The sequence below is a fragment of the Glycomyces salinus genome (assembly GCF_016428645.1).
Taxonomy (GTDB): Bacteria; Actinomycetota; Actinomycetes; order Mycobacteriales; family Micromonosporaceae; genus Glycomyces; species Glycomyces salinus.
Map to the genome: position 1 here is coordinate 1 of NZ_JAELXW010000039.1, position 24,874 is coordinate 24,874.

22 protein-coding genes and 1 pseudogene are annotated in these 24,874 nt (G+C 69.6%); 8 read left to right on the forward strand and 15 right to left on the reverse strand.

Features of this window, described 5'->3' with window-relative positions; all coding sequences use genetic code 11:
• Positions 1-804, forward strand: an 804-nt coding sequence (locus JFB92_RS12465) for an SIS domain-containing protein (protein ID WP_199038805.1), incomplete at its 5' end; no start/stop codon positions are given.
• Between the two features lie 63 nt (positions 805-867).
• Positions 868-2,028 carry a mannose-6-phosphate isomerase, class I gene (gene manA, locus JFB92_RS12470; protein ID WP_199038808.1) on the forward strand — a complete coding sequence of 387 codons (1,161 nt, stop codon included), beginning with the start codon at positions 868-870 and terminating at the stop codon, positions 2,026-2,028.
• Here manA and JFB92_RS12475 read toward each other — a convergent pair.
• Complete coding sequence (locus tag JFB92_RS12475; RefSeq protein ID WP_199038811.1) at positions 2,025-3,056, reverse strand: GNAT family N-acetyltransferase; 1,032 nt, start codon at positions 3,054-3,056, stop codon at positions 2,025-2,027. The genes manA and JFB92_RS12475 overlap by 4 nt on opposite strands.
• Before the next feature lie 308 nt (positions 3,057-3,364).
• On the opposite strand from JFB92_RS12475, the gene ahcY reads away from it, so the two are divergent.
• Positions 3,365-4,828, forward strand: coding sequence for an adenosylhomocysteinase (ahcY, locus tag JFB92_RS12480; RefSeq protein WP_199038814.1), 1,464 nt, complete (start codon positions 3,365-3,367; stop codon positions 4,826-4,828).
• A gap of 795 nt (positions 4,829-5,623) precedes the next feature.
• Here ahcY and moeZ read toward each other — a convergent pair.
• The 4 genes and pseudogenes from moeZ to JFB92_RS12500 form a co-directional block, all read right to left on the reverse strand.
• Positions 5,624-6,802 carry an adenylyltransferase/sulfurtransferase MoeZ gene (moeZ, locus tag JFB92_RS12485; RefSeq protein ID WP_199038817.1) on the reverse strand — a complete coding sequence of 393 codons (1,179 nt, stop codon included), beginning with the start codon at positions 6,800-6,802 and terminating at the stop codon, positions 5,624-5,626.
• A gap of 61 nt (positions 6,803-6,863) precedes the next feature.
• Positions 6,864-7,700, reverse strand: a complete 837-nt coding sequence (locus JFB92_RS12490; RefSeq protein ID WP_199038820.1) for a DUF3152 domain-containing protein — start codon at positions 7,698-7,700, stop codon at positions 6,864-6,866.
• A 140-nt stretch (positions 7,701-7,840) separates the two neighbouring features.
• Positions 7,841-8,698: pseudogene (locus JFB92_RS12495) on the reverse strand (alpha/beta fold hydrolase); the annotation flags it as partial.
• 4 nt (positions 8,699-8,702) lie between these two features.
• A complete protein-coding gene (locus JFB92_RS12500) occupies positions 8,703-10,313 on the reverse strand; it encodes a hypothetical protein (RefSeq protein ID WP_199038823.1) in 1,611 nt (536 codons plus the stop codon).
• A 147-nt stretch (positions 10,314-10,460) separates the two neighbouring features.
• Between JFB92_RS12500 and JFB92_RS12505 the strand changes: the two genes are divergently transcribed.
• A complete protein-coding gene (locus JFB92_RS12505) occupies positions 10,461-11,117 on the forward strand; it encodes a TetR/AcrR family transcriptional regulator (RefSeq protein WP_372451630.1) in 657 nt (218 codons plus the stop codon).
• A gap of 125 nt (positions 11,118-11,242) precedes the next feature.
• Positions 11,243-11,470: a DUF3107 domain-containing protein gene (locus tag JFB92_RS12510; RefSeq protein ID WP_199038829.1), complete on the forward strand. Its 228-nt coding sequence runs from the start codon at positions 11,243-11,245 to the stop codon at positions 11,468-11,470.
• A gap of 44 nt (positions 11,471-11,514) precedes the next feature.
• On the opposite strand, the gene JFB92_RS12515 is transcribed toward JFB92_RS12510, so the two are convergent.
• The 9 genes from JFB92_RS12515 to JFB92_RS12555 form a co-directional block, all read right to left on the reverse strand.
• Complete coding sequence (locus JFB92_RS12515; RefSeq protein ID WP_199038832.1) at positions 11,515-13,263, reverse strand: LpqB family beta-propeller domain-containing protein; 1,749 nt, start codon at positions 13,261-13,263, stop codon at positions 11,515-11,517.
• On the reverse strand, positions 13,253-14,845 hold the full coding sequence (mtrB, locus tag JFB92_RS12520; protein WP_199038835.1) for an MtrAB system histidine kinase MtrB: 1,593 nt from the start codon (positions 14,843-14,845) through the stop codon (positions 13,253-13,255). The genes JFB92_RS12515 and mtrB overlap by 11 nt, the downstream gene beginning before the upstream one ends.
• Positions 14,845-15,534: an MtrAB system response regulator MtrA gene (gene mtrA, locus JFB92_RS12525; protein WP_026924637.1), complete on the reverse strand. Its 690-nt coding sequence runs from the start codon at positions 15,532-15,534 to the stop codon at positions 14,845-14,847. The genes mtrB and mtrA overlap by 1 nt, the downstream gene beginning before the upstream one ends.
• 73 nt (positions 15,535-15,607) lie before the next feature.
• A complete protein-coding gene (locus JFB92_RS12530; RefSeq protein ID WP_233163063.1) occupies positions 15,608-16,927 on the reverse strand; it encodes an NAD(P)/FAD-dependent oxidoreductase in 1,320 nt (439 codons plus the stop codon).
• Between the two features lie 77 nt (positions 16,928-17,004).
• Entirely contained in the window at positions 17,005-17,622 is a 618-nt protein-coding gene (locus JFB92_RS26605) for a hypothetical protein (RefSeq protein WP_199038841.1), read from the reverse strand.
• Positions 17,619-18,974 carry a DUF58 domain-containing protein gene (locus tag JFB92_RS12540; protein ID WP_199038844.1) on the reverse strand — a complete coding sequence of 452 codons (1,356 nt, stop codon included), beginning with the start codon at positions 18,972-18,974 and terminating at the stop codon, positions 17,619-17,621. Before JFB92_RS12540 ends, JFB92_RS26605 begins: the two co-directional genes overlap by 4 nt.
• Entirely contained in the window at positions 18,974-19,981 is a 1,008-nt protein-coding gene (locus JFB92_RS12545; protein WP_199038847.1) for an AAA family ATPase, read from the reverse strand. The genes JFB92_RS12540 and JFB92_RS12545 overlap by 1 nt, the downstream gene beginning before the upstream one ends.
• Positions 19,978-20,487, reverse strand: a complete 510-nt coding sequence (locus tag JFB92_RS12550; protein WP_199038851.1) for a hypothetical protein — start codon at positions 20,485-20,487, stop codon at positions 19,978-19,980. Before JFB92_RS12550 ends, JFB92_RS12545 begins: the two co-directional genes overlap by 4 nt.
• Positions 20,484-21,176, reverse strand: coding sequence for a DUF4129 domain-containing protein (locus JFB92_RS12555; protein ID WP_199038854.1), 693 nt, complete (start codon positions 21,174-21,176; stop codon positions 20,484-20,486). The genes JFB92_RS12550 and JFB92_RS12555 overlap by 4 nt, the downstream gene beginning before the upstream one ends.
• Positions 21,177-21,384: 208 nt before the next feature.
• Here JFB92_RS12555 and JFB92_RS12560 point away from each other — a divergent pair, with 208 nt between their 5' ends.
• Positions 21,385-21,660, forward strand: a complete 276-nt coding sequence (locus JFB92_RS12560; RefSeq protein ID WP_199038857.1) for a VapC50 family PIN domain-containing toxin — start codon at positions 21,385-21,387, stop codon at positions 21,658-21,660.
• A gap of 49 nt (positions 21,661-21,709) precedes the next feature.
• Here JFB92_RS12560 and JFB92_RS12565 read toward each other — a convergent pair whose 3' ends face one another.
• Entirely contained in the window at positions 21,710-22,138 is a 429-nt protein-coding gene (locus tag JFB92_RS12565) for a phosphatase domain-containing protein (protein WP_199038860.1), read from the reverse strand.
• Positions 22,139-22,299: 161 nt separating this feature from the next.
• On the opposite strand from JFB92_RS12565, the gene JFB92_RS12570 reads away from it, so the two are divergent.
• Positions 22,300-23,205: a hypothetical protein gene (locus JFB92_RS12570; RefSeq protein ID WP_199038863.1), complete on the forward strand. Its 906-nt coding sequence runs from the start codon at positions 22,300-22,302 to the stop codon at positions 23,203-23,205.
• Positions 23,206-23,343: 138 nt separating this feature from the next.
• Positions 23,344-24,612: an ATP-binding protein gene (locus JFB92_RS12575; RefSeq protein WP_199038866.1), complete on the forward strand. Its 1,269-nt coding sequence runs from the start codon at positions 23,344-23,346 to the stop codon at positions 24,610-24,612.
• The last annotated feature ends 262 nt before the right edge of the window (positions 24,613-24,874 follow it).

The window sequence follows — 24,874 nt, forward strand, 5'->3', positions numbered from 1 at the left end:
GCCGAGGCCGCGGCCCGCCGCGGCGCCCGGCTGGTCGCCGTCGGCGCCCCCGACTCCGAACTCCAGGCCGTCGCCGAGCGCGCCCGCGCCCCGTACGTGGCCGTGCCGCGCCGCGCGCCGGCCCGCATGAGCCTGTGGGCCCTGACCATTCCCGTGCTGCTCGCGGCCCGCGAACTCGGGCTGGTGCAGGTGGCCGAGGCCGACATCGCCGAGACCGCCAGGCGGCTCGACGAGGACGCCGAGCGCTGCCGCGCCGAGGCCGACGTGTGGGTCAACCCCGCCAAGGAGCTGGCGATGAACCTGGCCGGGTCGATCCCGGTCATCTGGGGTTCGAGCCCGCTAGCCGGGGTCGCGGCCCGCCGCTTCGGGGACATGCTCGCCGCCAACGCCCGCTACCCGCTGGTCGCCGGGGAGCTCGGCGAGGTCGGGCGCGGCCGGGTCGGCCTGCTCGACGGCGTCTTCGGGTCCCTCGCCGAAGGCGAGCGGGACATCTTCTCGGACGAGGAGGAGACGGCCGCCACGCGGCTGCGCATCATCCTCATGCGCGACGACGGCCTCGACGGCGACGACTCGATGCCCAAGCCCGACACCCGCCGCGCCGACGCGGTCGCCAAGCTCGCCGAGCGGCGCGGCATCCGCTGCGACGTCATGCCCGCCGAGGGCGGCTGCTCGCTCGAGCGCCTGGCCTCCATGATCGCCGTCCCCGACTTCGCCTCGGTGTACCTCGCGCTCGCCCACGGGCTCGACCCGATGCGCGTCCCGGCCGTGTCCGAGATGAAGGAAGAGGCCGTCGGGGGCGAATAGGTCTCAGAGGCGAGCCGATACAGTTGAGGGCACCCGGGGTTCACAGAGTGACGAGGAGCGGTCGTGCAAGGGCTTGACGGTGTCATCCGCAACTACGCGTGGGGATCGCAGGTCGACATCGCCAGGCTCCAGGGCCGCGAGCACCCCGCCGAGCTGCCCGAGGCCGAGGAGTGGTTCGGGGCCCACCCGAGCGCTCCCTCGATCCTCGACGACGGCCGACCTCTGGACAGCGCCGTCGCCTCCGAGCCGGCCCGGTTCCTCGGCGCTCGCGTCCTCGGCCGGTTCGGTCCGCGCGTGCCGTTCCTGCTGAAACTCCTGGCCGCGGCCAAGCCGCTCTCGCTCCAGGCCCACCCGAACGCGCGCCAGGCGCACTCGGGCTACCAGCGGGAACTGCGCATCGGGATCGACGCGGCCTACCGCAACTACGTGGACGGCAACCACAAGCCGGAGCTGATCGTCGCGCTGACCGAGTTCCGGGCGCTGTGCGGCTTCCGCGAACCGGCCGAGTGCGCCGACCAGATCGAAGCGCTCGGCGTCCCCGGACTCGAACGGCTGGTGGCGACCCTGCGGGACCGGCGCGCCGGGCTGCGGCGGGCCGTCACCGACCTGCTGGCGATGAACCGCGACGAGTGCCGCGAACTGATCGGGCACGCCGCCAAGGCCGCCGCCGAGCATACCGCCGGGCTCGGCCCCGCCGACTCTGCCGACCTGGCCGAGCTGGCCCGCTACTACCCCGACGATCCGGGCGTGCTGGTGAGCATGCTGCTCAACCACGTCAAGCTGGAACCGGGAGAGGCGGTCTACATGCCCGCCGGGAACCTCCACGCCTACCTCAGCGGCTTCGGCGTGGAGATCATGGCCGCCTCCGACAACGTGCTGCGCGGCGGCCTGACCAGCAAACGCGTCGACGTCCCCGAGCTGCTGCGAGTGCTCGACTTCAGGGCCATGCCCGAGCCGCGCACTACCGCGAGCGACGCCGGGGACGTACGCACCTGGCCGGTCCCGATCGACGACTTCTCGCTGCGCCGGGCCCGGCTGTCCGGCGAGTCGATCGAGTTCGACCTCGACGGCCCGCGGATCTGCCTGTGCACCGGCGGTTCGGTGACGGTGGCCGACAGCGACGGCCAGGTGCGGCTGGCCCCGGGCCGGGCCGCGTTCTCGGCGGCCGCGGCCGGGACGCTGCGGGCCTCGGGCGAGGGCGAGCTGTTCGTCGCCTCCGCCTAGGCCAGCTTCTTCTGGACGATCAGTTCCCGCAGGTACCTGCGGTAGCCGACGGCCTCGTTGATGCCGATCATGTGATCGTTGGCCTCGGAGTTCCAGGTGATGACGTACCTGAGCATCGGCCGGTAGCGGCGAAGCTGCCGCTGGTTGGCGATCTTGAGGATGGTGCCGAGCCGCTTCCCGCGGTGCTTCGGGTCCACGATCGTGTCGCCTTGGACGGCCTCGGCCTCGCCACCGGGGTCGACGACGATGACGGTGAACCCGGCGACCTCGCCCGACTCCGGGTCTCGGACGACCGCTCCGAGGCGGAGCACGCCGCGGCCGAGCAGCGCGCGCTCCTCGTCGCGGAGGCGCGCGACGTCGTAGACGGCGGGGCGGATGTCCATGTCGCCGGTCGGCGGGTCGGTCCACATCCGCGCGTTGAGGTGGGCGAGTCCCTCGGCGACCTCGTCGGGGGCCTCCCCGACCCACTCGATCAGCTCGTATCCCTCGGCCTTCTTCCAGGCCTCGGCGTAGAGCCGGTCGAGTTCGTCCTCGTCAACGTCGGCGAGGACGTTGCGGCGCAGGATCTCGCTCTCGACGACCGGGTAGCCGCGGGCAGCGGCGAAATGCCTGCCGGACTCGTCGAGCCGGACGACGTCCTGGAGGGATTCGGTCGCGTAGGTGATGACGGTGTCGCGGCCCAGTTCGGCGGCGCGGCGCTCGACGTGCTCGAGCAGGCGGGTGCCGATCCCCCGGCGGCGGTGCTCGGGGCGGACCTCCAGGGACAGGTCGACCATGTGCAGGTTGTCCTTGGCCGGCATGTCGAGCTGGGCGTAGCCGAGGACCTGCCCGTCGGCGACGGCCAGCCAGCGCTCGACCTTGATCGAATCGGCGACCAGCAGCAGCCGCAGCCGTTCGACGACTGGGCTGGGAAGGGCGAAGTCGGGGAAGTCGTGCGCCTGGACGGCGCGCTTAGCGTCGATCAGGGAGTCGACAAGGTCTTTGTCGAACGGATCGATCGGGATGATCTCGAATTCAGCGGTGCTCACCCTCAGACGATCCCGCAGTGAGAAACGAGTTGCAATCGAATTACGAATCGGGTGGACACAAAAATGTGCCGGGCGGCCACCCCAGACCGCCCGGCACTCCCCCCGGTTTGGTTCCCCCGCGCGTCACTTGCGTCGTTCTGCGACCCTCTTGGGCCTTCCCGCCGCTGTGACGCTGCGTATCTGCAATATTACCCACCGCCCCACGAGTGTCAAGCAGAAACGAGGGTTGACAGAGATTATTTTTTGCGTGTCTCGCGCCACCCCGGCGCTCGCCGGTCGATGCAGGCCCGACGCGTAGCATTTCCCCCATGACGAACACGCTGCGAGCCGACGACTACAAGGTGGCCGATCTCAAGCTGGCCGACTACGGCCGTCACGAGATCCGCCTGGCAGAGCACGAGATGCCCGGCCTGATGGCGTTGCGCGAGCGATATGGAATTTCCAAGCCTCTGGAGGGTGCCCGCATCACCGGCTCCCTACACATGACGATCCAGACCGCCGTGCTCATCGAGACGCTCACCACCCTCGGCGCGCGGGTGCGCTGGGCCTCGTGCAATATCTTCTCGACCCAGGACCACGCCGCGGCCGCGGTCGCCGTCGGTGACGGGAGCCCGGAGAACCCGCAGGGCGTCCCGGTGTTCGCCTGGAAGGGCGAGACCCTCGAGGAGTACTGGTGGTGCACCGACCGCGCCCTCGACTGGGGCGATGAGGAGCCGAACCTGATCCTCGACGACGGCGGCGACGCGACCATGCTCGTGGTCAACGGCGCGGGATTCGAGGCCGCCGGCGCCGTCCCGGACGCCTCCTCCGCCGAGAGCGAGGAAGAGGGCGTGGTGCTGGCGCTGCTGGCCCGTTCGCTGGGGGACGACCCCCAGCGGTTCTCCCGCAAGGCCCGCGAGATCAAGGGCGTCACCGAGGAGACCACGACCGGCGTCCACCGCCTCTACGAGCTGGAGCGCGACGGCAAGCTGCCGTTCCCGGCGATCAACGTGAACGACTCGGTGACCAAGTCGAAGTTCGACAACAAGTACGGCTGCCGCCACTCGCTGCCCGACGGCATCAACCGCGCCACCGACGTCCTCATCGGCGGCAAGACGGCCGTCGTCTGCGGCTACGGCGACGTCGGCAAGGGCTCCGCCGAGGCGCTGCGCGCCCAGGGCGCGCGCGTGGTCGTCACCGAGATCGACCCGATCTGCGCGCTCCAGGCGGCCATGGACGGCTACCAGGTGCTGACGCTCGACGACGTGGTCGAGACCGCCGACATCTTCATCACCACCACCGGCAACCGCGACATCATCTCGGTCGACGACATGCGCCGCATGAAGCACCAGGCGATCGTCGGCAACATCGGCCACTTCGACAACGAGATCGACATGGCCGGCCTGGCCGCCGAGCCGGGCATCAAGAAGCTCGAGGTCAAGCCGCAGGTCCACGAGTGGCAGTTCCCGAAGCGCGCGGAGGGAACCGAAGGGCACTCGATCATCGTGCTGTCCGAGGGCCGCCTGCTGAACCTGGGCAACGCCACGGGCCACCCCAGCTTCGTGATGAGCAACAGCTTCACCAACCAGGTGCTGGCCCAGCTGGAGCTCCACACCAAGCTCGAGGACTACCCGGTCGGCGTCTACACGCTGCCGAAGAAGCTCGACGAGGAGGTGGCCCGCCTCCACCTCGACGCCCTCGGCGTCAAGCTGACGAAGCTGACCAAGAAGCAGGCCGACTACATCGGCGTGGAAGTGGAAGGGCCGTTCAAGCCGGACCACTACCGGTACTGAGCGAAGCGAAGGAACGGTAGCGGAGGCACAGCCGGTACTGAGCGAAGCGAAGGAACGGTAGCGGAGGCACAGCCGGTACTGAGCGAAGCGAAGGAACGGTAGCGGAGGCACAGCCGGTACTGAGCGAAGCGAAGGAACGGTAGCGGAGGCACAGCCGGTACTGAGCGAAGCGAAGGAACGGTAGCGGAGGCACAGCCGGTACTGAGCGAAGCGAAGGAACGGTAGCGGAGGCACAGCCGGTACTGAGCGAAGCGAAGGAACGGTAGCGGAGGCACAGCCGGTACTGAGCGAAGCGAAGGAACGGTAGCGGAGGCACAGCCGGTACTGAGCGAAGCGAAGGAACGGTAGCGGAGGCACAGCCGGTACTGAGCGAAGCGAAGGAACGGTAGCGGAGGCACAGCCGGTACTGAGCGAAGCGAAGGAACGGTAGCGGAGGCACAGCCGGTACTGAGCGAAGCGAAGGAACGGTAGCGGAGGCACAGCCGGTACTGAGCGAAGCGAAGGAACGGTAGCGGAGGCACAGCCGGTACTGAGCGAAGCGAAGGAACGGTAGCGGAGGCACAGCCGGTACTGAGCGAAGCGAAGGAACGGTAGCGGAGGCACAGCCGGTACTGAGCGAAGCGAAGGAACGGTAGCGGAGGCACAGCCGGTACTGAGCGAAGCGAAGGAACGGTAGCGGAGGCACAGCCGGTACTGAGCGAAGCGAAGGAACGGTAGCGGAGGCACAGCCGGTACTGAGCGAGAACGCGAAGGCGGCCCGATCCGTTCGTTCGGATCGGGCCGCCTTTCCGTCGCCTAGTAGGTGGGCAGGCTCGGGTCCACCTGGTTGATCCAGCCGAGGACGCCGCCCTGGACGTGGACGGCGTTGCCCAGGCCGGCGGCCTTGGCCGCGGCCAGGGCCTCGGCCGAGCGGACGCCGGCCTTGCAGTAGAAGACCGCCTGGCGCTCGGTCGGCAGGTCCTTCAGCGCGGCACCGGAGACGATGTCGCCCTTGGGGATCAGGCGCGAGCCGGGGATCTTGACGATCTCGTACTCGGCGGGCTCGCGGACGTCGATCAGGTCGATGTCGCGGCCCTCCTTGAGCCACTGCTCGAGTTCGCGGGCGGTGATGGTGGAGCCGACGACGGCCTCGGCGGCCTCGTCGGTGACCGCGCCGCAGAAGTCGTCGTAGTCGATCAGCTCGGTGACCGTCGGGTTCTCGCCGCACACCGCGCAGTTCGGGTCCTTGCGGACGTTGATCTTGCGGTACTCCATCTCGAGGCCGTCGTAGACCATCAGCTTGCCGACCAGGGGCTCGCCGATGCCGGTGATGACCTTGATGGCCTCGTTGACCTGGATGGAGCCGATCGAGGCGCACAGGACGCCCAGGACGCCGCCCTCGGCGCAGCTGGGGACCATGCCCGGCGGCGGGGGCTCGGGGTACAGGCACCGGTAGCACGGGCCCTGCTCGGCCCAGAAGACCGAGGCCTGGCCGTCGAAGCGGAAGATCGAGCCCCACACGTAGGGCTTGTTCAGCAGGACGGCCGCGTCGTTGACCATGTAGCGGGTGGCGAAGTTGTCGGTGCCGTCGACGATGAGGTCGTAGTCGGCGAAGATCTCCATGACGTTGTCGTTGTCCAGCGCGGTGTTGTGGATGACGACGTTCACGTTCGGGTTGATCTCGCGGATCGAGTCGGCGGCGGACTCGGCCTTGGGGCGGCCGACGTCGGACTGGCCGTGGATGATCTGGCGCTGGAGGTTGGACTGGTCGACCGTGTCGAAGTCGACGATGCCGAGGGTGCCCACCCCGGCGGCGGCGAGGTACATGAGCGCCGGGGAGCCGAGGCCCCCGGCGCCGACGCAGAGCACGCGGGCGTTCTTGAGGCGTTTCTGGCCGTCCATCCCGACGTCCGGGATGATGAGGTGGCGGGAATAACGCATGACCTCGTCGACCGAGAGGTCGGCTGCTGGCTCGACTAGCGGCGGCAAACTCATATCACTAATAATGCATATCCACAGAGTGGATATTCCCCCGGTACTGACCGTGTGCTCGGTCTCACCGGTCGTCGTACTGGTCCGGCGGCAGTTCCGGGCCGCCGTACTCCCCGGCCGGGCCCTCCAGGTAGGTCTCGCCGTCCGGGTAGGGCCAGGCGTTGGAGGCGCATCCGGCCAGCCGGTAGGTCTGCTGGGCCATCACCGGCGAGGGCCCGCCCTCGTCGGGGCACACCTCGTGCGCGTGGCCGAGCCGGTGCCCGACCTCGTGGTTGACCACGTATTCGCGGTAGGTCTCCAGGGTGTCGTCCCAGTGCGGGACGCCGGTGAGCCAGCGGGCCGAGTTGATGACCACGGCGTCGCCGTTGCGGCACGAGACGGACGTGCCGGGGTGCTCGCACAGGACCGACCGCTGCTCGGGGCTGGCGAGGTAGACGGTGAAGTCGGCGGTGCCGCGGCCGACCTGCTCGAAGCGCCAGCCGCCCCCGGCCGTCCACGATCTGGGATCGGACAGGATCGTGCGGACCGAGTCGCCGATCTCGTCGGCGTCGAGCCCGAGGCCGTCCTCGACGGCGACGTTGTATCGCAGGAGCGTCCCCGCCGAGCCGGCGACCTCACCGGACGGGGCCTCCGCGTACGTCCAGGTCCCCGCGCCAGAGAAATAGAGCGGCGGCGGATACTCGGCGTCGGTCGGCGCGGCTGGGTCCTCGGCGCGGACGGTGTGGTCGGCCGAGTCGGTCGTCGAGGATTCGCCGTCCGCGGGCAGGGACGATCCGCCGTATCCGGAGGTGGTGACGGCGAAACCCGCGCCCGCCGCGGCCATGAGGACCAACACCACCGCCAATGCGAAGTGCCGCCGCTTCCTGAAGCGGCTGCGCCGGTCCGTTCGTCCCTTTCCCACAATGGGAAGTCTAAGTCAGCCGCGGCCGATTGCGGCTGAGGCCCGTGTGAAGCGCGGGTCTCCTCGGCCAGTGCGGCCATCGCGCGGGCCACCGCCTGCGGCTCCTCCATCATGGCCACATGGCCGACCCGGTTGAGGATGAGCAGCCGCGAATCGGGGATGGCCATGCCCGTCTCGGGGGCGGTGCGGACGTCGATGACGCGGTCCTGCTTGCCCCACACCACCAGCGTGGGAACGGTGACCTTCCTGGCCAGCCTCCACAGCGAGTGGCTGCCCGGCACGAACGACTGGATGAAGGAGGCCATCAGGCCCCGATAGGTGGCGATGTAGGCGCTGGAGTTCCACGGCACGGCCAGCCGCCGCCGGGCCTCGGCGATGGCCTCGCGGCGGCGCTGCGGGTGGATGCGGCCGGGGTCGGCCCAGGTGCCCAGGACGATCTCGTCGACCACCTCCTGCGGAGTGCGGGCCCGCATGGCCCGGTCGGCCAGCCGCGCCAGCTGCGGAACGGCCAGCATCGGCACGTATTTGGCCTGGTGGGAGCGCCGCGGGTTCCTGAAGGGCATGGCCGGCGAGATCAACGTGAGGGTCTTGATCAGGTGCGGGCGGGTGGCGGCCAGGTACACCGAGACCGCCCCGCCCAGGGAGTGCCCGGCCAGGTGGACCGGGCCGCGCCCGGATTCGATGATCCAGGCGGCCACGTCCTGGGCCAGGACCGGGATGGTGACCCGCCGGACCGGTGCCGAGTGCCCGAAGCCGGGCAGGTCGATCGCGTCGGCCGCCATGTAGTCGGAGAGCGCGTCGGCCAGGTCGGTCCAGTTCTGGGCCGAGCCGCCGAGACCGTGCACGAACACCGCCGGTTCGGCCTCGGGGGACGTGCCCGGGGTGTGGCGGATGAACAGGCGACGGCGGCTCACCCGGTGCTCGGTGCCGGGCCACGGCGGGTGAGGACGCGAAGGGTTGCGGACCTCGCTCGCCTCGACCAGCCGCGCCCGTTTCACGCTACTAGTGTGCCACTTCGCCCGCCAATGCGGACAGTGTCGCCGTAACGACCGCCTTGGTCCGTTCGGCGGTGACCACCGCTGAGCCCGAGAGGCGCCGGACCGTGCGGCCGTCCATCCACAGCACCACCACGACGGCGGTCTTGACCGGACCGGTCGACACGATCGAAGCGTGCTCCACCTCGACGCGGGCCTCGGCGCCCCCTTGGCGAGCCTGCGAGCCGTAAGTCTGACCGGCCAGATGCGGGCGCAGGGCCTCCACGGTCGCCGCGGCCGCGGCGTGCTGGACGTGCCAGTCGACCGGCGGGACGGTGACCGCTCCGGAGGTCTCCCGGTCGCCCACGGCGAGCGAGACCGTCACCTCGGCCTCCATGCCCGAGGAGTTGATCTCGACGCGGCGCAGCTCGACCGCGCCGACGGCTCGGACCTCTGCCTCGACCTGCGGGACCGTCTCGATCTCGGACTGGGCCCGCTCGCCGGGCTCGTCGGCGGACCGCGGGCCCGGCTCGACCGCGCGCTCCTCGCTGAGCACGGCCGAGACCGAGGCGTGGACCTCTTCGCGGTCGACGCCGTCTTCGAGCTCCAGACGCAGGCTGGTGCTGCCGTCGGGCGAGGTGACGTGGTAGGCGTCGCGGACGCCGGGGACGCGACGGACCAGTTCGAGAAGCTGCTCCTCCTCGGGAACGGGCTGCTCGTCCTCGGGGCCGATCGCCGGCGGGGTCGGTTCGACCTCCGGTTGGCGCGAGATCTGCGGCGTGCGCGGCGGGGCCTGCTCGGTGACGGGAGGCGACGGCAGCGGCGGCGCGCTGGGCGTCGGAGTCTGCGGAGCGCCGGGCGTGGTCGCCTGGCGGCCCTCGGGCACCGGGATCGGTCCGGTCCTTGGCCCCTGTTCGAGGCCCTGGTCGGCGGGGTCGATCTGCGGCGCCGGGGTCGGGGCGGCCGGGGGCCGCGGCGGCGAGGCGGGGGGCTGAGGCGCACTGTACTGCTGCTGCGGCGCGCCGTGCGCCTCACCGGGCGCAGGGGTCTGCTGGGGAGCCGGAGGCTCGTGCTGCGCGGGCGTCTGGGGCGCGCTGGGCGCGTGGCTCGGGCCCGGCTGCCCGGGTCGCTGCGGGGAACCGGGGAAGTTGGCCGGACCGGAGGACGGCCCGGCCTCCGGGGTGCCGGGAGGCGCGGGCGCGTTGGGGCCGGGCGTGTTCGTCCCCGGCGGCGGTCCGGGTGCATTCGCTCCTGGCGGCGCGCTGGGCACACTGTTCGCGCCTGGCGGCGCGAACGGCGACTCCGGCTGCCCCTGGGGCTGCGGCGGTGCCGGCGGGATGGGTTCGAACTGCTCGCCGGCGTTGGGGCGCCGGGTGGCGGGGACGGTCGGTCCGGTCTCGGCGATCTCTACCGGGACGTTCGGCATCTGGTCGGTCGGGCCCTCGCTGTAGCGGTGCCGTCGCCCCCGGTCCGGGTCGAAGCGGTACTGCTCGGGCGGCTGCCCCGGGGCCTGCGGCGTCTGCTCGTCGGACTCGGCCGCTTCTTCGGCCGGGGCCCAGGACCTGCCCAGACGTCGGCGTGCCGGCGGCTCGTCCCCAGGTTGGCGCGGAGGCTCTTCCGGTCGGTTCTGGTCATACAACGGTCAGCAACTCCTTCATCTTCCCGCCCTGAAGGTACCTTGATGCGGCTAGCGGTCTGACGCCGAGTTTGGCCGGGCCGTACGCTGGGAAGCTCAATTCAGATTTCCGTAGACTTCGTAGGAACCGCAAGGGGTTGCCCCTGACGGATCGGCGACACGGACGAGAGAGGTGCCGGGGTGAACAGCGCTGGAGAAGGCAGAGTCCGACTGCCCAGGAGCGAGCGCCGGGCGCAGCTGCTGCAGGCGGCCCAAGAGGTGTTCGTCCAGCACGGCTACCACGCGACCTCGATGGACGACATCGCCGAGCGCGCAGGCGTCTCGAAACCCGTGCTGTACCAGCACTTCTCGTCGAAACTGGAACTGTATCTGGCGCTGCTGGACGGGCGCGCGTCAGAGCTGGTGAACCGCATCCGCGAGGCCATGGACGGCGCCGACGACAACAAGCAGCGGGTCAACGAGGCCATGCGCGCCTACTTCGACTTCGTGGACGCCCAGGGCGAGGCGTTCCGCCTCGTGTTCGAGTCCGACCAGCGGAACGACCCGGCCGTGGCCGAGCGGGTGCTGCGCATGGAGGCCGAGTGCGTGGCGGCCCTGGCCGACACCATCATGGCCGACACGCAGGTCGACAAGGCCCGCGCCGAGCTGCTGGCCACGGGCCTGGTGGGGGCCGCCGAGATCGCCGCCCGCAAGTGGATAGCCTCGGGCCGGGTGGTACCGAAGGAGGAGGCCGTCCAGCTGATGGCGACCCTCGCTTGGCGGGGCATATCTCACTTCCCGCTCGAAGGCGAAGCCGAGAGCGGGTAGATGGCAGGGTCCGCTCGAAGGCGAAGCCGAGAGCGGGTAATTGGCAAGGTCCGCTCGAAGGCGAGGCGGCCGAGTAACCTTGCCTCGTCTGAAGACGTCAGATTGATTGTGTTTGAGGAGGACCCGTGGAGGTCAAGATCGGCGTCCAGTACGCCCCACGTGAGCTGGTACTGGAGAGCAAGCTGTCGTCGAAGGACCTGGCCGAGACCATCGAAGAGGCGGTCAGCGGCGGGGGCATCCTGCGTCTGGAGGACGACAAAGGCCGGCAGGTGATCGTCCCGGTCGAGAAGCTCGCCTATATCGAGGTCGCCGCCCAGTCGCCGCGCCCGGTCGGGTTTACGGCCGACTCTTAGGAACCGGTTTCGCTGCGGCCCGGGGTGCGCCCCGGGCCGTTCGGCTACTCCAGGACCGTGAACGGGTCCGAGCCGACCACGCCCTCGCCTTCGGCGTCCTGTATCGGCTCCATGCTGGAGGTGTGGACGCGGTACAGGTCGTCGCCGCTGACGACGATGACCGGCTCGCCGCGGGTCTGGTTGCCGGCCAGCGGGTCGGCCGGGTGGGCCGCGATCTCGCTGATCGGCGGGTAACCAGAGGTGCCCGATTGCACCTCCAGCTGGGAGTTGTCGATCGCCGCCCGGTGGAGCTGCTGGTCGTCAGGGCCCTGCCCGGCGATCCAGAGGTAGTCCTCGGCGCTCCAGGCGACGTCGCTGACCTCGGTCACGCCGGTCCCGATCCGGCGGGCGTCGGCCTCGTGGAGCTGGAAGTTCCCGTCGACGTCGACGCTCAACGGCGCGGCCATGGCCAGGTCGTCCTCGACATAGGCGGCCCGGCGGCCGTCGGGGGCGACAGCCAGCGCGGTGACGTCCTCGCCGCCGAGCACCTGGACGTTGCCGCTCTCAGTGTCGACGGCGGTGAGGACGCCGTCGTCGATGAGCAGGATGGTGTCCTGGCGCAGCCAGTGCGGGTCGCGCAGGCTCCCCGAGACGTCCTCGACGGTCGTCATCTCGTCGGGATCCGAGCCCGTCTGCAGGACCGGTCCGTTCTCGCCCGCGACGATCGCGGCGATCTCGGAGTCCGCGTCGACGGCGACGTCCCGCAGGCCGGCGGCCTCGAATCCGACCCAGGGGTGGTCGGCGGAGTTGCGGGCGATGGCCCCGTTCTCGAACTGCCAGACGGTGTCGTCGGAGACGAAGTAGGCGGTGTCGCCCATATCGGAGGCGGAAGGGATGGCGTTCCAGTCGCGCCATTCGGAGAAGTCGCCGGAGGCGACCTCTTCGCCGTTGACGCGCAGTTCGAGCGAGCCGGACAGTGCCAGGCTCCAGGCGATCTGCGCGGCCATGGCGTCGGCGGCCTCGCCCACGGCCTCGGTCGATTCTCCGGGAGTCAGATCGACGACCAGCGTGCCGTCGTCCGTGCTGGTCCGCACGGAGGTGCCGACGGGTATGGCGGTGCGGGAGGACAGGCGGGCCCAATCGGAGGGGCCCTGGAGCAGCCAGCCCAGGCGCACTTCGTAGCCGGTGGCGGCGTCGAGGTTCCCGTAGATCCAGCGCAGATCGGGGACCAGGGGCCCTTCGGTGCCGCTGGCCAGGAAGTACACGGGGGCCTCCTCGTAGGCCCGGTCGAACTCGGAGTAGAGCATCGAGACCTGCCGGGGCCACTCGATGACGGAGAAGACGTCGCCGACGTTCTCGCGGCGGACGACGATGTCCTCCTGGTAGTCGCGCTCTGGGGAGTCCATCTCGACGCGTCCGTCCTGCAGATAGCTGCCGACGATGGAGGCGGTGACGGTCACGGTGACGGTGTTGAAGTCGTCGCTCTCCTCGGACTCGTACTGGACGTCGGCGAGCAGGTTGATGCCGTCGCCGAGGTCGGAGAAGTCGCGTTCGCCGGTGAACACCGCGAGGCGGTCGTCGCGGGCGGCCTGGTCGGGGTTGCCGGCGGCGGCCCGCAGGAAGTTCTCGACGGTGCCCTCGGCGTCGTCGGTGGGCTCGTAGACCTCCTCGTCGAGCGAGGAGGACGCGCCGAAGTCGGTCGGCGCCTCCCCGATCACCTCGGGGTCGGTGTCCTCGGGGATGCCGCACCCGGCCAGGGCCGAGGCGGCGACGCAGGCGGCCGCGGCCGCGGCCAGGGTGCGATCAGTTCTCATCGACGGCCTCCTGTTCGATGCGGAGGGGGATCGGAGAGGAGATGACGCGGTTTCCGGCCTGAAGCGGCAGGGTGAGCACGAACAGGCTCCCTCGTCCCGGTTCGCCGACCGCCTGGAGGGTGCCGGAGTGAAGCCTGGCGTCTTCGAGGCTGATCGCCAGGCCCAGGCCGGTGCCGCCGGTCAGCCGGGCCCGGGAGGGGTCGGCGCGCCAGAACCGGTCGAAGACGCGCTCGGCCTGGCCGGGCTTGAGGCCGACGCCGTGGTCGCGCACGCCGATGGCGAGTGCGGTGTCCGATTCGGCGACGGTGACCTCGACGGGCTTGCCCTCGGCGTGCTCGATGGCGTTGGACAGCAGGTTGCGCAGGACGCGCTGGACGCGGCGGCCGTCGATCTCGGCGACGACGCGGCGGCCGGGCCGGCGGACGGTGACGGCCACCCCGCACTCCTCGGCCAGGGCGGCGTTGTGCTCGACCACGTCGTCGACGATGGGGTTGACGTCGACGGCCTCGACCTCGAGCGAGGCGAAACCGGAGTCGAAGCGGGAGATCTCCAGCAGCTCGCTCAGCAGCTCCTCGAAGCGGTCGATCTGCTGCTGGAGCAGCTCGGTGGAGCGCTTGGTGGCCTCGTCGAACTCGTCGCGGTTGTCGTAGAGCAGGTCGGCGGCCATGCGGATGGTCGCCAGGGGGGTGCGCAGCTCGTGGGAGACGTCCGAGGTGAAACGGCGCTGCATCATCGACATCTCCTCGAGCCTGCGGATCTGGCTCTGGAGGTTCTCGGCCATGAGGTTGAACGATCCGGCCAGGCGGGCCAGGTCGTCCGAGCCGCGCACCTCCATGCGTTCATGCAGGAGCCCGGCGGCGAGGCGCTGAGAGGTGCGCGCGGCCTCGCGGACGGGGGTGACGACCAGGCGGGTCACCAGGCCGGCGATGACGCCGAGGAGGAGCACCAGGGCGATCCCGGCGAGGGCCAGGTTGGTGCGGAGGAGGGTGATCGCGTCCTGCTGGGAGTCGAGCGGGTAGAACGCGTACAGCTCGAAGTCGACCACCTGCTCGATCGCGGTGCCGACGACCAGGAAGGGCGTCGAGTCGCCCTCGAAGTCGTAGGTGGCGTACTGGCTGGCGACGTTCCCCTCCGCGACCAGTTCGCGCAGCGTCTGAGAGGGGACGGGGGCGTCCTCGGGCGGACCGGACTTGACCACGTTGCCGTCGGAGGTGCGCAGGACGATGAAGGGCGCGTAGGCCGGGTCCTCGGCCATCTCGGCGACGATGCTGCTCATGGTCTGGGCCAGGGCGTTGTCGTCGGAGGAGGAGTAGTTGCCGAGCTGCTCGGCGGCGCGTTCGACCGCGTTCTCGGTCTCCTCGATGGCGCTGTCCCGGCGGTCGCCGAGCAGGCCGGAGGTGAACGATCCGGCCACGACGAAGCTGAAGGTGACCACCAGGACCGTCGAGGCGATCAGGGTCGAGGCGACGACGCGCAGCTGGAGGGAGGCGCGGAAGCGCGCCACGACCGCGACCGTCGCCTCGGTCGCCAGGGCCCGCACCCGCCCGACCAGGCCGCGGGGCGCCGAGCCGTTCTTACCCACTAGCCCAATCCGGCTTTGTATCCCACGCCGCGGACGGTCTGGATCAGCTGCGGGCGCTCGGGGTCGGGCTCGATCTTGGCGCGCAGGCGCTGGACGTGGACGTTGACCAGGCGGGTGTCGGCCGAGTGCCGGTAGCCCCAGACCTGCTCGAGCAGGACCTGTCGGGTGAAGACCTGGCGGGGCTTGCGGGCCAGGGCCACCAGCAGGTCGAATTCGAGGGGGGTGAGCTTGACTTCGGCGCCGTTGAGGGTCACCTGGTGGGCGGGCACGTCGATCTGGACCTGGAGGCCGGGCTTGCCGATCTCGAGGCGCTCGGGCGTGACGTCGTCGCCGCGGCGCAGGCGGGCGCGGATGCGCGCGACCAGCTCCTTGGGCTTGAACGGCTTGACGATGTAGTCGTCGGCGCCCGATTCGAGGCCGAGGACCACGTCGACGGTGTCGGACTTGGCGGTGAGCATGACGATGGGCACGCCGGACTCGCCGCGGATCGCCTTGGCCACGTCGATGCCGCTCATGCCGGGCAGCATGAGGTCGAGCAGCACGATGTCGGGGCGGTGCTCCTTGAACGCGGCGAGCGCCTTCTCCCCGTCGGTGACGAAGGTGGGGGTGAAGCCTTCTGTGCGGAGGATGATGCCGAGCATCTCCGCCAGCGCCGGGTCGTCGTCGACGACGAGTACACGTGCTCTCATGGACACCAGTTTTCCACCTCGCAAAAGCCGAGAGCACCACGGGTGGTCACCCGTGGTGCTCCAACTGTATCGATTACTCGGCGGACTTCTGGGCCCTGACCGGATCGGAGCCCGCGGCGATGGCCTCGAACGGCTCCCTGCCGGCGTGGATCTCGCCGAGCTGGACCATCTCGCGCTTAGTGAAGAACCCGACGATCCAGTCGGCCAGGATGCGGCCCTTGCGGCCGACTCCGGGGACCCGCGACAGGTGGTAGCCGCGGTGCATCAGCCAGGCGAGCAGGCCCTTGGCCTTGAACCCGTAGGTGTTGGCCACGCCCTTGTACAGGCCGAGGCCGGCCACCGAGCCGATGTACTTGTGCTTGTACGGCTGGAGCTCGCGGCCGACGTGCCGCCGGTAGACGTTGTCGGCCAGGATCGCGGCCTGGCGGACGGCGTGCTGCGCGCTGGGCGTGCAGTAGGGCAGCGGGAAGTCGGTGGTGTCGGGCACCTGGGTCGAGTCGCCGGCGCCCCACGCGTCCTCGACGACCTCGCCGATCTGGTCGGTCCCGGCCTCGACGCCGGTGGCGACCTGCAGCCTGGTGTTGGCCTCCAGGTGGCCCTTGGGGCCGATCGGCAGGTCGGTCTGCTTCAGCAGCGGGTTCGGCATGACCCCGGCGGTCCAGATGATGGTGTCGGAGTCGAACTCCTCGCCGTCGGTGAGGACGACGTGGCCGCCCTCGCAGGACTTGAGGGTGGTGCCCAGGCGGATGTCGACGCCGCGCTTGGTCAGCTGCCGGGCCGCGTAGGCGCCCATCTGGGGGCCGACCTCGGGCATGATCTTGTCGGCGTACTCGACCAGGTACCACTTGATCTCGGAGGGGTCGATCTCCGGGTAGTTCTCGACCACGGTCGAGGTGAGGTCCTCGAGCTCGCCGAGGGTCTCGGCCCCGGCGAAGCCGCCGCCGACGGTGACGAAGGTCAGCGCCTTGCGGCGCACGTCCGGGTCGTCGGTGGTGGCGGCGATGTCGAAGCGCTGGAGCACGTGGTTGCGCAGCCAGATGGCCTCGCCCATCGTCTTGATGCCGATGGCGATCTCGGCCAGGCCGGGGATCGGGAGCGGGCGGGAGACCGAACCGGGCGCGATGATGACTTCGTCGTACTCGATTTCGCGGGTCGGTCCGGTGAACGGCTGGATCGTGAGCTTGCGCTCGGCGTGGCGGATCTCGGTTACACCAGCGGTGACGATGGTGCAGTGTTTGAGCGCCTGTCGCAGGGGCACAACGCCGTGCCTTGGCGAGATGTTTCCGGCAGCCGCCTCGGGCAGGAACGGCTGGTAGGTCATGTGCTGGTTGGGGTCGATGACCATCAGTTCAACTTGGCCGCGCTTGATGTCGCTGCGGAGCTTCTTGCTCAAGCGTTCGGCAACGTAGAAACCGACGTGACCGGCACCTATCACGACAATACGTTTCACGTGTTCAATTCTGACGCCGCCTAGCCGGAGTTGTGTAGTGAACGCGCGAGGACGTAGATCACGGTGACCGCGGCCATGAGTCCGATGGCGACGGCGACGGTGGCCGGGATGGCGGCGAAATACGCGGTGAACAGGGCCAGAGCCAGCGCGAAGAACACCGTGGACGCCGAGATGATTCCCAGATGGCGACCCCAGGTGAGGATGATCTCACCGTCCACTGCGGTAGTTGTTCGGAAACGCTGGGCGATCGCGGCGGCCGAGTGGGCGGTGTAGAGCAGCAGCGCGATCGGCGCGGCCAGCCACAGGGTCGCCTCGTGGTCCGCGACCAGGGACGTGGTGGCCAGCCAGGCGGCCACGACCGTGAGCGAGGCGACCAGCGGTGCGGGACCGGCCGGCGCGAACGCGGCGAACAGGGAGACCCCGGCGGCCACGATGAGGTAGGCGGCGCTGGAGCCCCACGCGGCGGGCACGGCCAGTTCGGCGGCGATGAAGTAGGCCAGGCCGACCGTGGCCCGCAGCAGCACCGAGGCCGGCACGACCCGGCGGATCCACGAGGCCAGGCGCCGCCGGCCGGACGCGATCCGGTCGCGGGCGCCCTCGCGCACCGCCCGCAGGAGCCCTCGCTCGATGTCGGTCACCGGTACCGCCTCCGGGTCATCTGGGTCAGGACGGCGTCGAGGGAGGCCGAATCGGCCCACGGCTCGACCGCGACGCCGAGTTCGCGCAGTTCCATGACGGTGTTCTCCCGTCCCAGCCGCCACAGCCGCTCGGCGTAGGGGGTCCAGTGGGTCCGGGGCTGCGGGGCGACGTGATCGGGCAGGGTGTCGACGCACAGCACCGGCCGTCCGGCGCGGGCCAGCTCGGCGACCAGGCCGATCGACCGCTCCCCCAGCAGCGGGGTGAACACGACGTGGAGGCTGCGTTGGCTGTCGAGCTGGCGGCGCAGCATGTGGACCGAGGGCGGCAGGGGGTCGGGAGGGATGTCCACTGAGGCGAGCCAGCGCAGCAGCGCCAGGTTGTGGCGCCGCCCGGCCCCGGCCCGCATCCGGCGGCTTCGGGCGCCGAACTCGACGCAGCCGACCCGGTCGCCTTGGACGGCGTAGTGGGCGGCGACCGCGCCGGCGGCCCTGACGGTCAGGTCGGCGACCGAGGCCGTGCCGTCGATGCCTCCGGACTCGCCGGCCTCGAGCTGGAGGTCCAGGATCAAGGTCACATCGGTGTCGCGTTCGGACAGTGTGGCGTTGACGTAGAGGTCCTGCGAGCGCGCCGAGGTCCGCCAGTCGATGCGGCGGAGCCGGTCCCCGGGCTGGTAGAGGCGGACCTCGGCCAGTTCGCCTGAGTCGCCCATGCGGCGGGACCGGTGGACTCCGGCCACACCGTCGGCGAACGGCAGCGTGGCGGCCGAGGAGAACCAGTCGGGCACGGGCAGGACCCACACCTTGGCGCCGGGCAGGCTCTGCACGGTCGTCTCCAGCAGTCCCCCGCAGGCGAAGGACTGGAGGTGGACCGGCCCGAGATGGTGGCCGCCCCAGCGTCGGGCGCGTCCGGCCACGACCAGTTCGCGGGAGGTGGCCGGGCCGACGTGCTCGACGAAGTCGCCCCTGCCGGTGTGGAGGTCGATCCAGGGGTCGGCGGCGGCGGTGACCAGCGTGGTCACCGGGACCGGGGAGGGGTTGTCGACGCTGAGGACGGCCGAGGCGGTCGCGCCCTCGGCGCAGGTCTGGTCTCCGGCGTCGAGCGTGCCGCGCGGGGTCGAGGCGGGCCGGTCGCGCAGCAGCAGGATCGTCCCGAGCGCGAAGGGAGCGGCGAACAGGACCAGCTCGACCCGGCCGAACACGACCGCCAGCAGCAAGCACAGCGCAGGGACCGCCACCGCTCTGGTGAGCGCGGCGGTGCGCCGCCACTCCACCGGCCGCTCGGGGCGCGGCGCGCCGCGGACCTTGGCGTTGTCGGTGCGCAGGCTGAGCGCGGGGTCGAATCCGAGGCTCATCAACCCTGCGAAGCCTGAGAGTAGGTGGGGGCCTGGGCGGTCTGCGGGGCCTCGACGGCGCGGCAGATGTCGGCGACGACCTGGGCCGGGTCGATGCGGCGCATCCACAGCTCCGGGCGCAGGGTGATGCGGTGGGCCAGGGCGGAGGCGGCCACGCCCTTGACGTCGTCGGGAGTGACGAAGTCGCGTCCGCTCAGGACGGCCAGCGCCCGGGAGGCCAGCAGCAGCGCCAGCGAACCGCGCGGCGAGGCGCCGACCTGGAGCTGCGCGTGGCCGCGCGAGGCGGCGGTGATGGCGACCATGTAGCGGCCCACCGAGTCCTCGACGACGACATGCTCCAGGGCCTCCTGCATCTTGACCAGGGTCTGGGCGTCGATGACCGGGTCGAGGTCGACCTCTTCGCGGCGGCGGCCGAGGCGCCGCTGGAGGACCTCCCACTCCTCTTCCTGGTTCGGGTAGCCGAAGGACACGCGCAGCAGGAACCGGTCGAGCTGGGCCTCGGGGAGCTGGTAGGTGCCCTCGAACTCGACCGGGTTGGAAGTGGCCAGCACGGTGAACGGCCGCGGCAGCGGGTACGTCTCGCCCTCGACCGACACCTGGCGCTCCTGCATGGCCTCCAGCAGCGCCGACTGGGTCTTGGGCGGGGTCCGGTTGATCTCGTCGGCCAGCAGCAGGTTGGTGTGGACCGGTCCCTTGCGGTAGACGAACTCGGCGGTCTTCTGGTTGTAGAGGAAGGAGCCGGTGACGTCGGCCGGGAGCAGGTCGGGCGTGAACTGGAGGCGCCTGAAGTCGAGCCCGAGGCTCTGCGCGAAGCAGCGCGCGGTCAGCGTCTTGCCCAGCCCCGGGAGGTCCTCGAGGAGGATGTGGCCGCCGGCCAGGATGCCGGCGAGGACCAGTTTGAGGGCCTCCTCCTTGCCGACCACGACCGACTGCACGGACTTGAGGACCGCCTGGGAGTGGGAGGCGACCTCGTCGAGGCTGATCGGAGGGGCATCGTTGTCGGTCATATGTCCTCGATCCTTCTTAGGTGTTCGTCGAGCTGCGTCTCGGTGGGGCAGTCGGGCACGGGTCGGGTGAGGAACGCGAACGTGCGCGCGCCGAGCAGTTCCCGGCACTGCTCGGGGTCGCCGGTCAGAGACAGGCCGCGGCGCAGGCGCAGGCGTTCCTCGACCAGTTCGACCATGGTGGTCTTGGCGTTGCCGCCCTCGAAGCGGCCGGGTTTGGTCTCGGCGAAGATGAGCCGGTCCTCCCAGCGGTTCACCTCGTTGAAGGGCCGCCAGGTCGGGGTGTTGACCTTGCGGGTGACCAGCTCGGGCCCGGGTTCGGTGTCGGGCCGGATGGCGGAGACCATCGAGGAGGCGGCCAGGGCCGACAGGGTCAGGAGCGCGACCTGCCACAGCAGCATGTCCACCCCGGAGACGCGCGCGACGCCCCAGGCGAGGACCGCGGCACCGATCGCGCCGACGGCGGACCAGATCCGCAGTCGCCCGAACGGGGCCCAGAACGTCTTCATCGCACCTCCCTGACGCCGAGCTGCCGCTGCAGGTCGATCAGCGCGTCACGGGCCGAGTCGCGGTCGGCTTCGCCGACCGCGTGCGGCGAGTAGCGGGCGCGCAGGTAGGCCGTCGACAGCCGCTCCAGTGAGCCGCCTTCGAGCCGATGGGTCTCGAGGAGCCTGCGGGTGAGGTCGGAGGGCACGTCCGAGGACTCGCGGGGAATCCCGACGGCCTCGCTGGCGTGCTCGAAGTGGACCCAGCAGGCGATGATCGCGCTGCGCGGATCGGTCCCGAGGTCGATCTCGGCCAGCCCGGCCTCGACGGCCTGCTCGACCAGTGCGATGTCGCGCCGCAGGTACTGGGCCTCCTCGACGGGACGGTCGGAGGCGGGGGGCTCGACGACCCACTGGAGGAGGCGCCGGGCCAGGAAGTACAGCAGCAGCGTCAGCGGGATGCCGACGAGTATTCCCAGGATCAGCCAGGAGACCCAGCCGGGAATCGGAGACGGGGACTCCTCGTCGGCGGGGGTGATCTCCTCGAGGCTGGGTCTCTCCTCTATCTCGGGTGCGAGCTCCTCGACCGAATCGGTCGGGCTCTCCCAGGAGACCTCGCGCTCGCCCCACTGCAACCCGGATCCCTGCGCGGCGATCCCGGCGATCATCAACCCGGCCGCGACGACGACCACGGGCAGCCAACGTCGCCGCATCAGCGGACGCTCCTCACCCGAGCACACGCTTTCCACGCGTTCCGTCCCACAACCAGAGTCACAAAAATCCTCTCGAGGGGTAAAGGGTCATCCGTGAGCCCCACCATATCCCCTCCCCCGCGCCGCCCGCACGCCCCGATCCACGTACCGAAAGTGTTCGCGAACCCCGAAGTAATTCAGCTGGTTTCCCGATGAGAACGATCGGCATGTGCTGACGGCGGCAATCGCCTGCCGAGCCGATGCCATAGTGACTTTCGATCTCAAGGACTTTCCGGCGGAGCCCCTCGCCCAGTGGGGCATCGAGGCTTGGAGCCCAGACGAGTTCGTCTTCGACCTGGTCGACTTCGACACCAAACGCGTGTGGGGATGCCTCCAGCGCATCGCCGATTCCCGGCGCAATCCACCTGAGACCATTGAAGACGTGCTCACCCAGCTTGAACGGCCAGGCCTGATCGAGTCGACCGCCAGGCTTCGAGCGGGCTGATGTTCGCGCTGGTTCGCAGCAACTCAAGCAAGCCCAAGAGTTCGACCTTCTAGCGAAAGCGGCGGACGAAGCGGTTCTGGAGGAAGTTCTCCACGGCTTTTGCGGAGTACTCGCGGCGTACGTAGGCGACGGCCTCGCGGCTGGGGACTCCGTCGAGGATCGCGAGGCAGGCGAGCGTGGTCCCGGTCCTGCCGCGCCCGCCCCGGCAGGCGACCTCGACCCGTTCGTGGGCGGCCCGCTCCCAGAGTTCGACCATGGCCGCGCGCGAGTCCTCGCGGTCGCGGGGAAGCCGGAAGTCGGGCCATTCGACCCACCGGTGCTCCCAGTCGAAGTCCGGAGGCTCGTGGTCGAGCACGTAGAGCCCGAAGGTCGGATCAGGACCGGAAGGCTCGGGCCGCGCCAGCCCCCGCCCCCGGACCAACCGCCCCGAAGGCAGCCGCAGAACTCCCTCGCCGCCCGGATCCCAGGTCTCGGTCATGTCTTCGATCCTCCAAGCAGCCGGGAACACGACTCATCGAGAAGCCTCCGCGACGTCAGTCCGAGCTCGCATCACTTAATGGCGCAAATATCTGAAATACAACTTTTGCCAGGAATCTCCGATGTCGGGATCTGCTTCATCGTTGCCCTAACTTCGGTTGCGTGACAACACATGCACACGATACGCCGCTGAAGCTATGCCGCACTCGGCCCGGATTCGCGGTCGAGCTGGCGGGTGACCTGCTCGGCATCGCGATTCCGGACCACGACGAGGTGCTGCCGTTCTCGGAGTCCGCGACCGACCAAGAAGTCAAGGACCTCAACTGCGACAACGTCGCAGTGTGCCGACATGGAGGTGCGAACCGGCTCGGGATCATCATCGAGGTCCAGCGCGGCATCGACGACGGTCGGAATGACCGATCTACCGGGAGGAAGACCGGAGGGAAACGGTACTCGTGGCCGGCCTACGTGACCAACGTCCGCCAGCGGCTGGAGGCACCGACGGTGCTGGTACTCGTGTGCCCCGATCAGGTCACGGCAGACTGGGCCCGAACTCCGATAGACGTCGGCCACCCGGGCTTCGACCTCGTTCCGCTGGTATTGGCGCCCGACAACTATCCGAAGCTCACCGAAGTGTCCGGAACCGGCGCGCTCGCCGAGAAGATGGTGGTCGGAACGCTGATCCACGCCCGCGCTCCCGAAGCCAAAGAGATCCTGCAAGCCGCGGCCGAGGAACTCGCGCCGCTTCCGAAAGAACTCGCCGCACGCTACGCTCAATACATGCTCGGCCAGCTCGATGAGCGGCCACGCACGATCCTGGAGGCCCTGATGGAGACCGAGACCTACCCGTACCAGAGCAAACTCCTCGCGGACCGCGAAGCCCGCGGTGAAGCCCGCGGACGGGCCGAAGGCGCCGAGGACATGCTGCTGACCGTCATCGAGGCCCGAGGACTTCCCATCACCGCGAATCAGCGACACCGCATCGAGCAGTGCGACGACCTCGACCGGCTCAAGCAGTGGGCGAAACGAGCGATCAGCGCGCCGACCGTCGAGGACATCCTCACCTGACCAGCGGCCGAACCTTCGGCGGCCCGCAGAGTCACGACCAGACTAAAATCAACGGTGCGGCCATAATAAGATTCACACTGCGACCATTGCAAAATAGATAGGCGACCATCCTAAAATAGGATGTCCTATACTGCAGCAATGGTCCAGATTCCTCCATCACCGATCGGCGCGCTCCTGCCCCGTCATGCCGCCGACATCCTCAGCGAGGCGATGACCGACACGCGAGTGGTGCTGGTCAACGGCGCTCGCCAGTGCGGCAAGAGCACTCTGGCCATGCAGGCAGGCAAGGTACGAGGAGCCGAGTGGCGAACTCTCGACGATCCCCAGACCCTCCAGTTCGCGAGGGACAACCCCGGCGAGTTCGTGGAGACCGACCGGACCATGATCATCGACGAGATCCAGCGGGCGCCGGAGCTGCTGCTGCCCGTCAAGTACTCGGTCGATCAGTGGCCTCAGCCAGGGAAGTTCCTGCTCACCGGCTCCGCTCGAGTCATGGGCCTGCGGAACCTCCCGGACACCCTCGTCGGGCGCATGGAGACGGTGGAACTCTGGCCGCTCTCTCAGGGAGAGATCGACGGCAGGCCCGACGACTTCATCGACGCGATATTCGAACACGGCGCCGATTTCCGGCATTCCTCCGGAGAGTCGCGCCGCGACTACATCGACCGGATCACCCGAGGCGGTTTCCCGACGGCCGTGGCCCGGACGGGGCAGCGTCGGGACCGGTTCTTCAGCGCGTATATCGCGGACCTCATCAATCGCGACGTCATGGAACTGGAGCGGATCAGGCGCACGACGGAGCTGCGCCGCATGGTGGACATGCTCGCCGGGACCGCAGGACAGCTCCTTGTGCAGAGCACTCTCGCGAACCGCCTCGGGATCACGCAGCCGACGGTGAGTTCATATCTCGGTCTGCTCGAAGAGGTGTTCCTCGTCAAGCGGATCCCCGCCTGGTCACGGAACATCTCCACGCGCGCGGTCAAGACCCCGAAGCTCGCGTTCGTCGACTCCGGAATGGCGGCACATCTGCTGGGTATCGACGCTCATCGACTCCGCCGGCCCGGGGCGCCGCTTGGACCGCTTCTGGAGAACTTCGTAACGATGGAGATCGCCCGGCAGCTCACCTGGGCTCGAGAGCAGATCGGCCTCTACCACTACCGCACCAAAGACAAGACCGAGGTCGACATCGTTCTGGAGAACCGCCGCGGCGAGGTAGTGGCCATAGAGGTGAAGGCGGCCGAAACGGTCAAGTCCGAAGACTTCAAGGGCCTCCGGAATCTCGCCGGCCACCTCGGCGGCGACCTCCTCCTTGGGGCGGTGCTCTACACCGGCAGGCATACTCTCACGATCGACTCGAACATGCTGGCGATCCCGATCTCAGCTCTCTGGGAAGGTCCGACCGACTGATTCGCCGCCAGAGTGACAGTGCACTTCTGGAACCGTCGGACGAAGCGGTGTCGGGCCGGGGCTTCCACGGCTTTCTCGGCGTATCCGCGGCGGACACAGGCCAGCGGACCCACCGGGACTCCCATTCGAAGGGCCCCGGCTCTTTCCCGAAGACGTAGAGCCCGAGGTGGGGATCCGGACCGGGCGCCTTGGGGCGGCCCAGTCCCCACCCGCGGAAGAGCCGACCGGAAGGCAGTCGCAGGACGCCTTCGCCGTCGGGGTT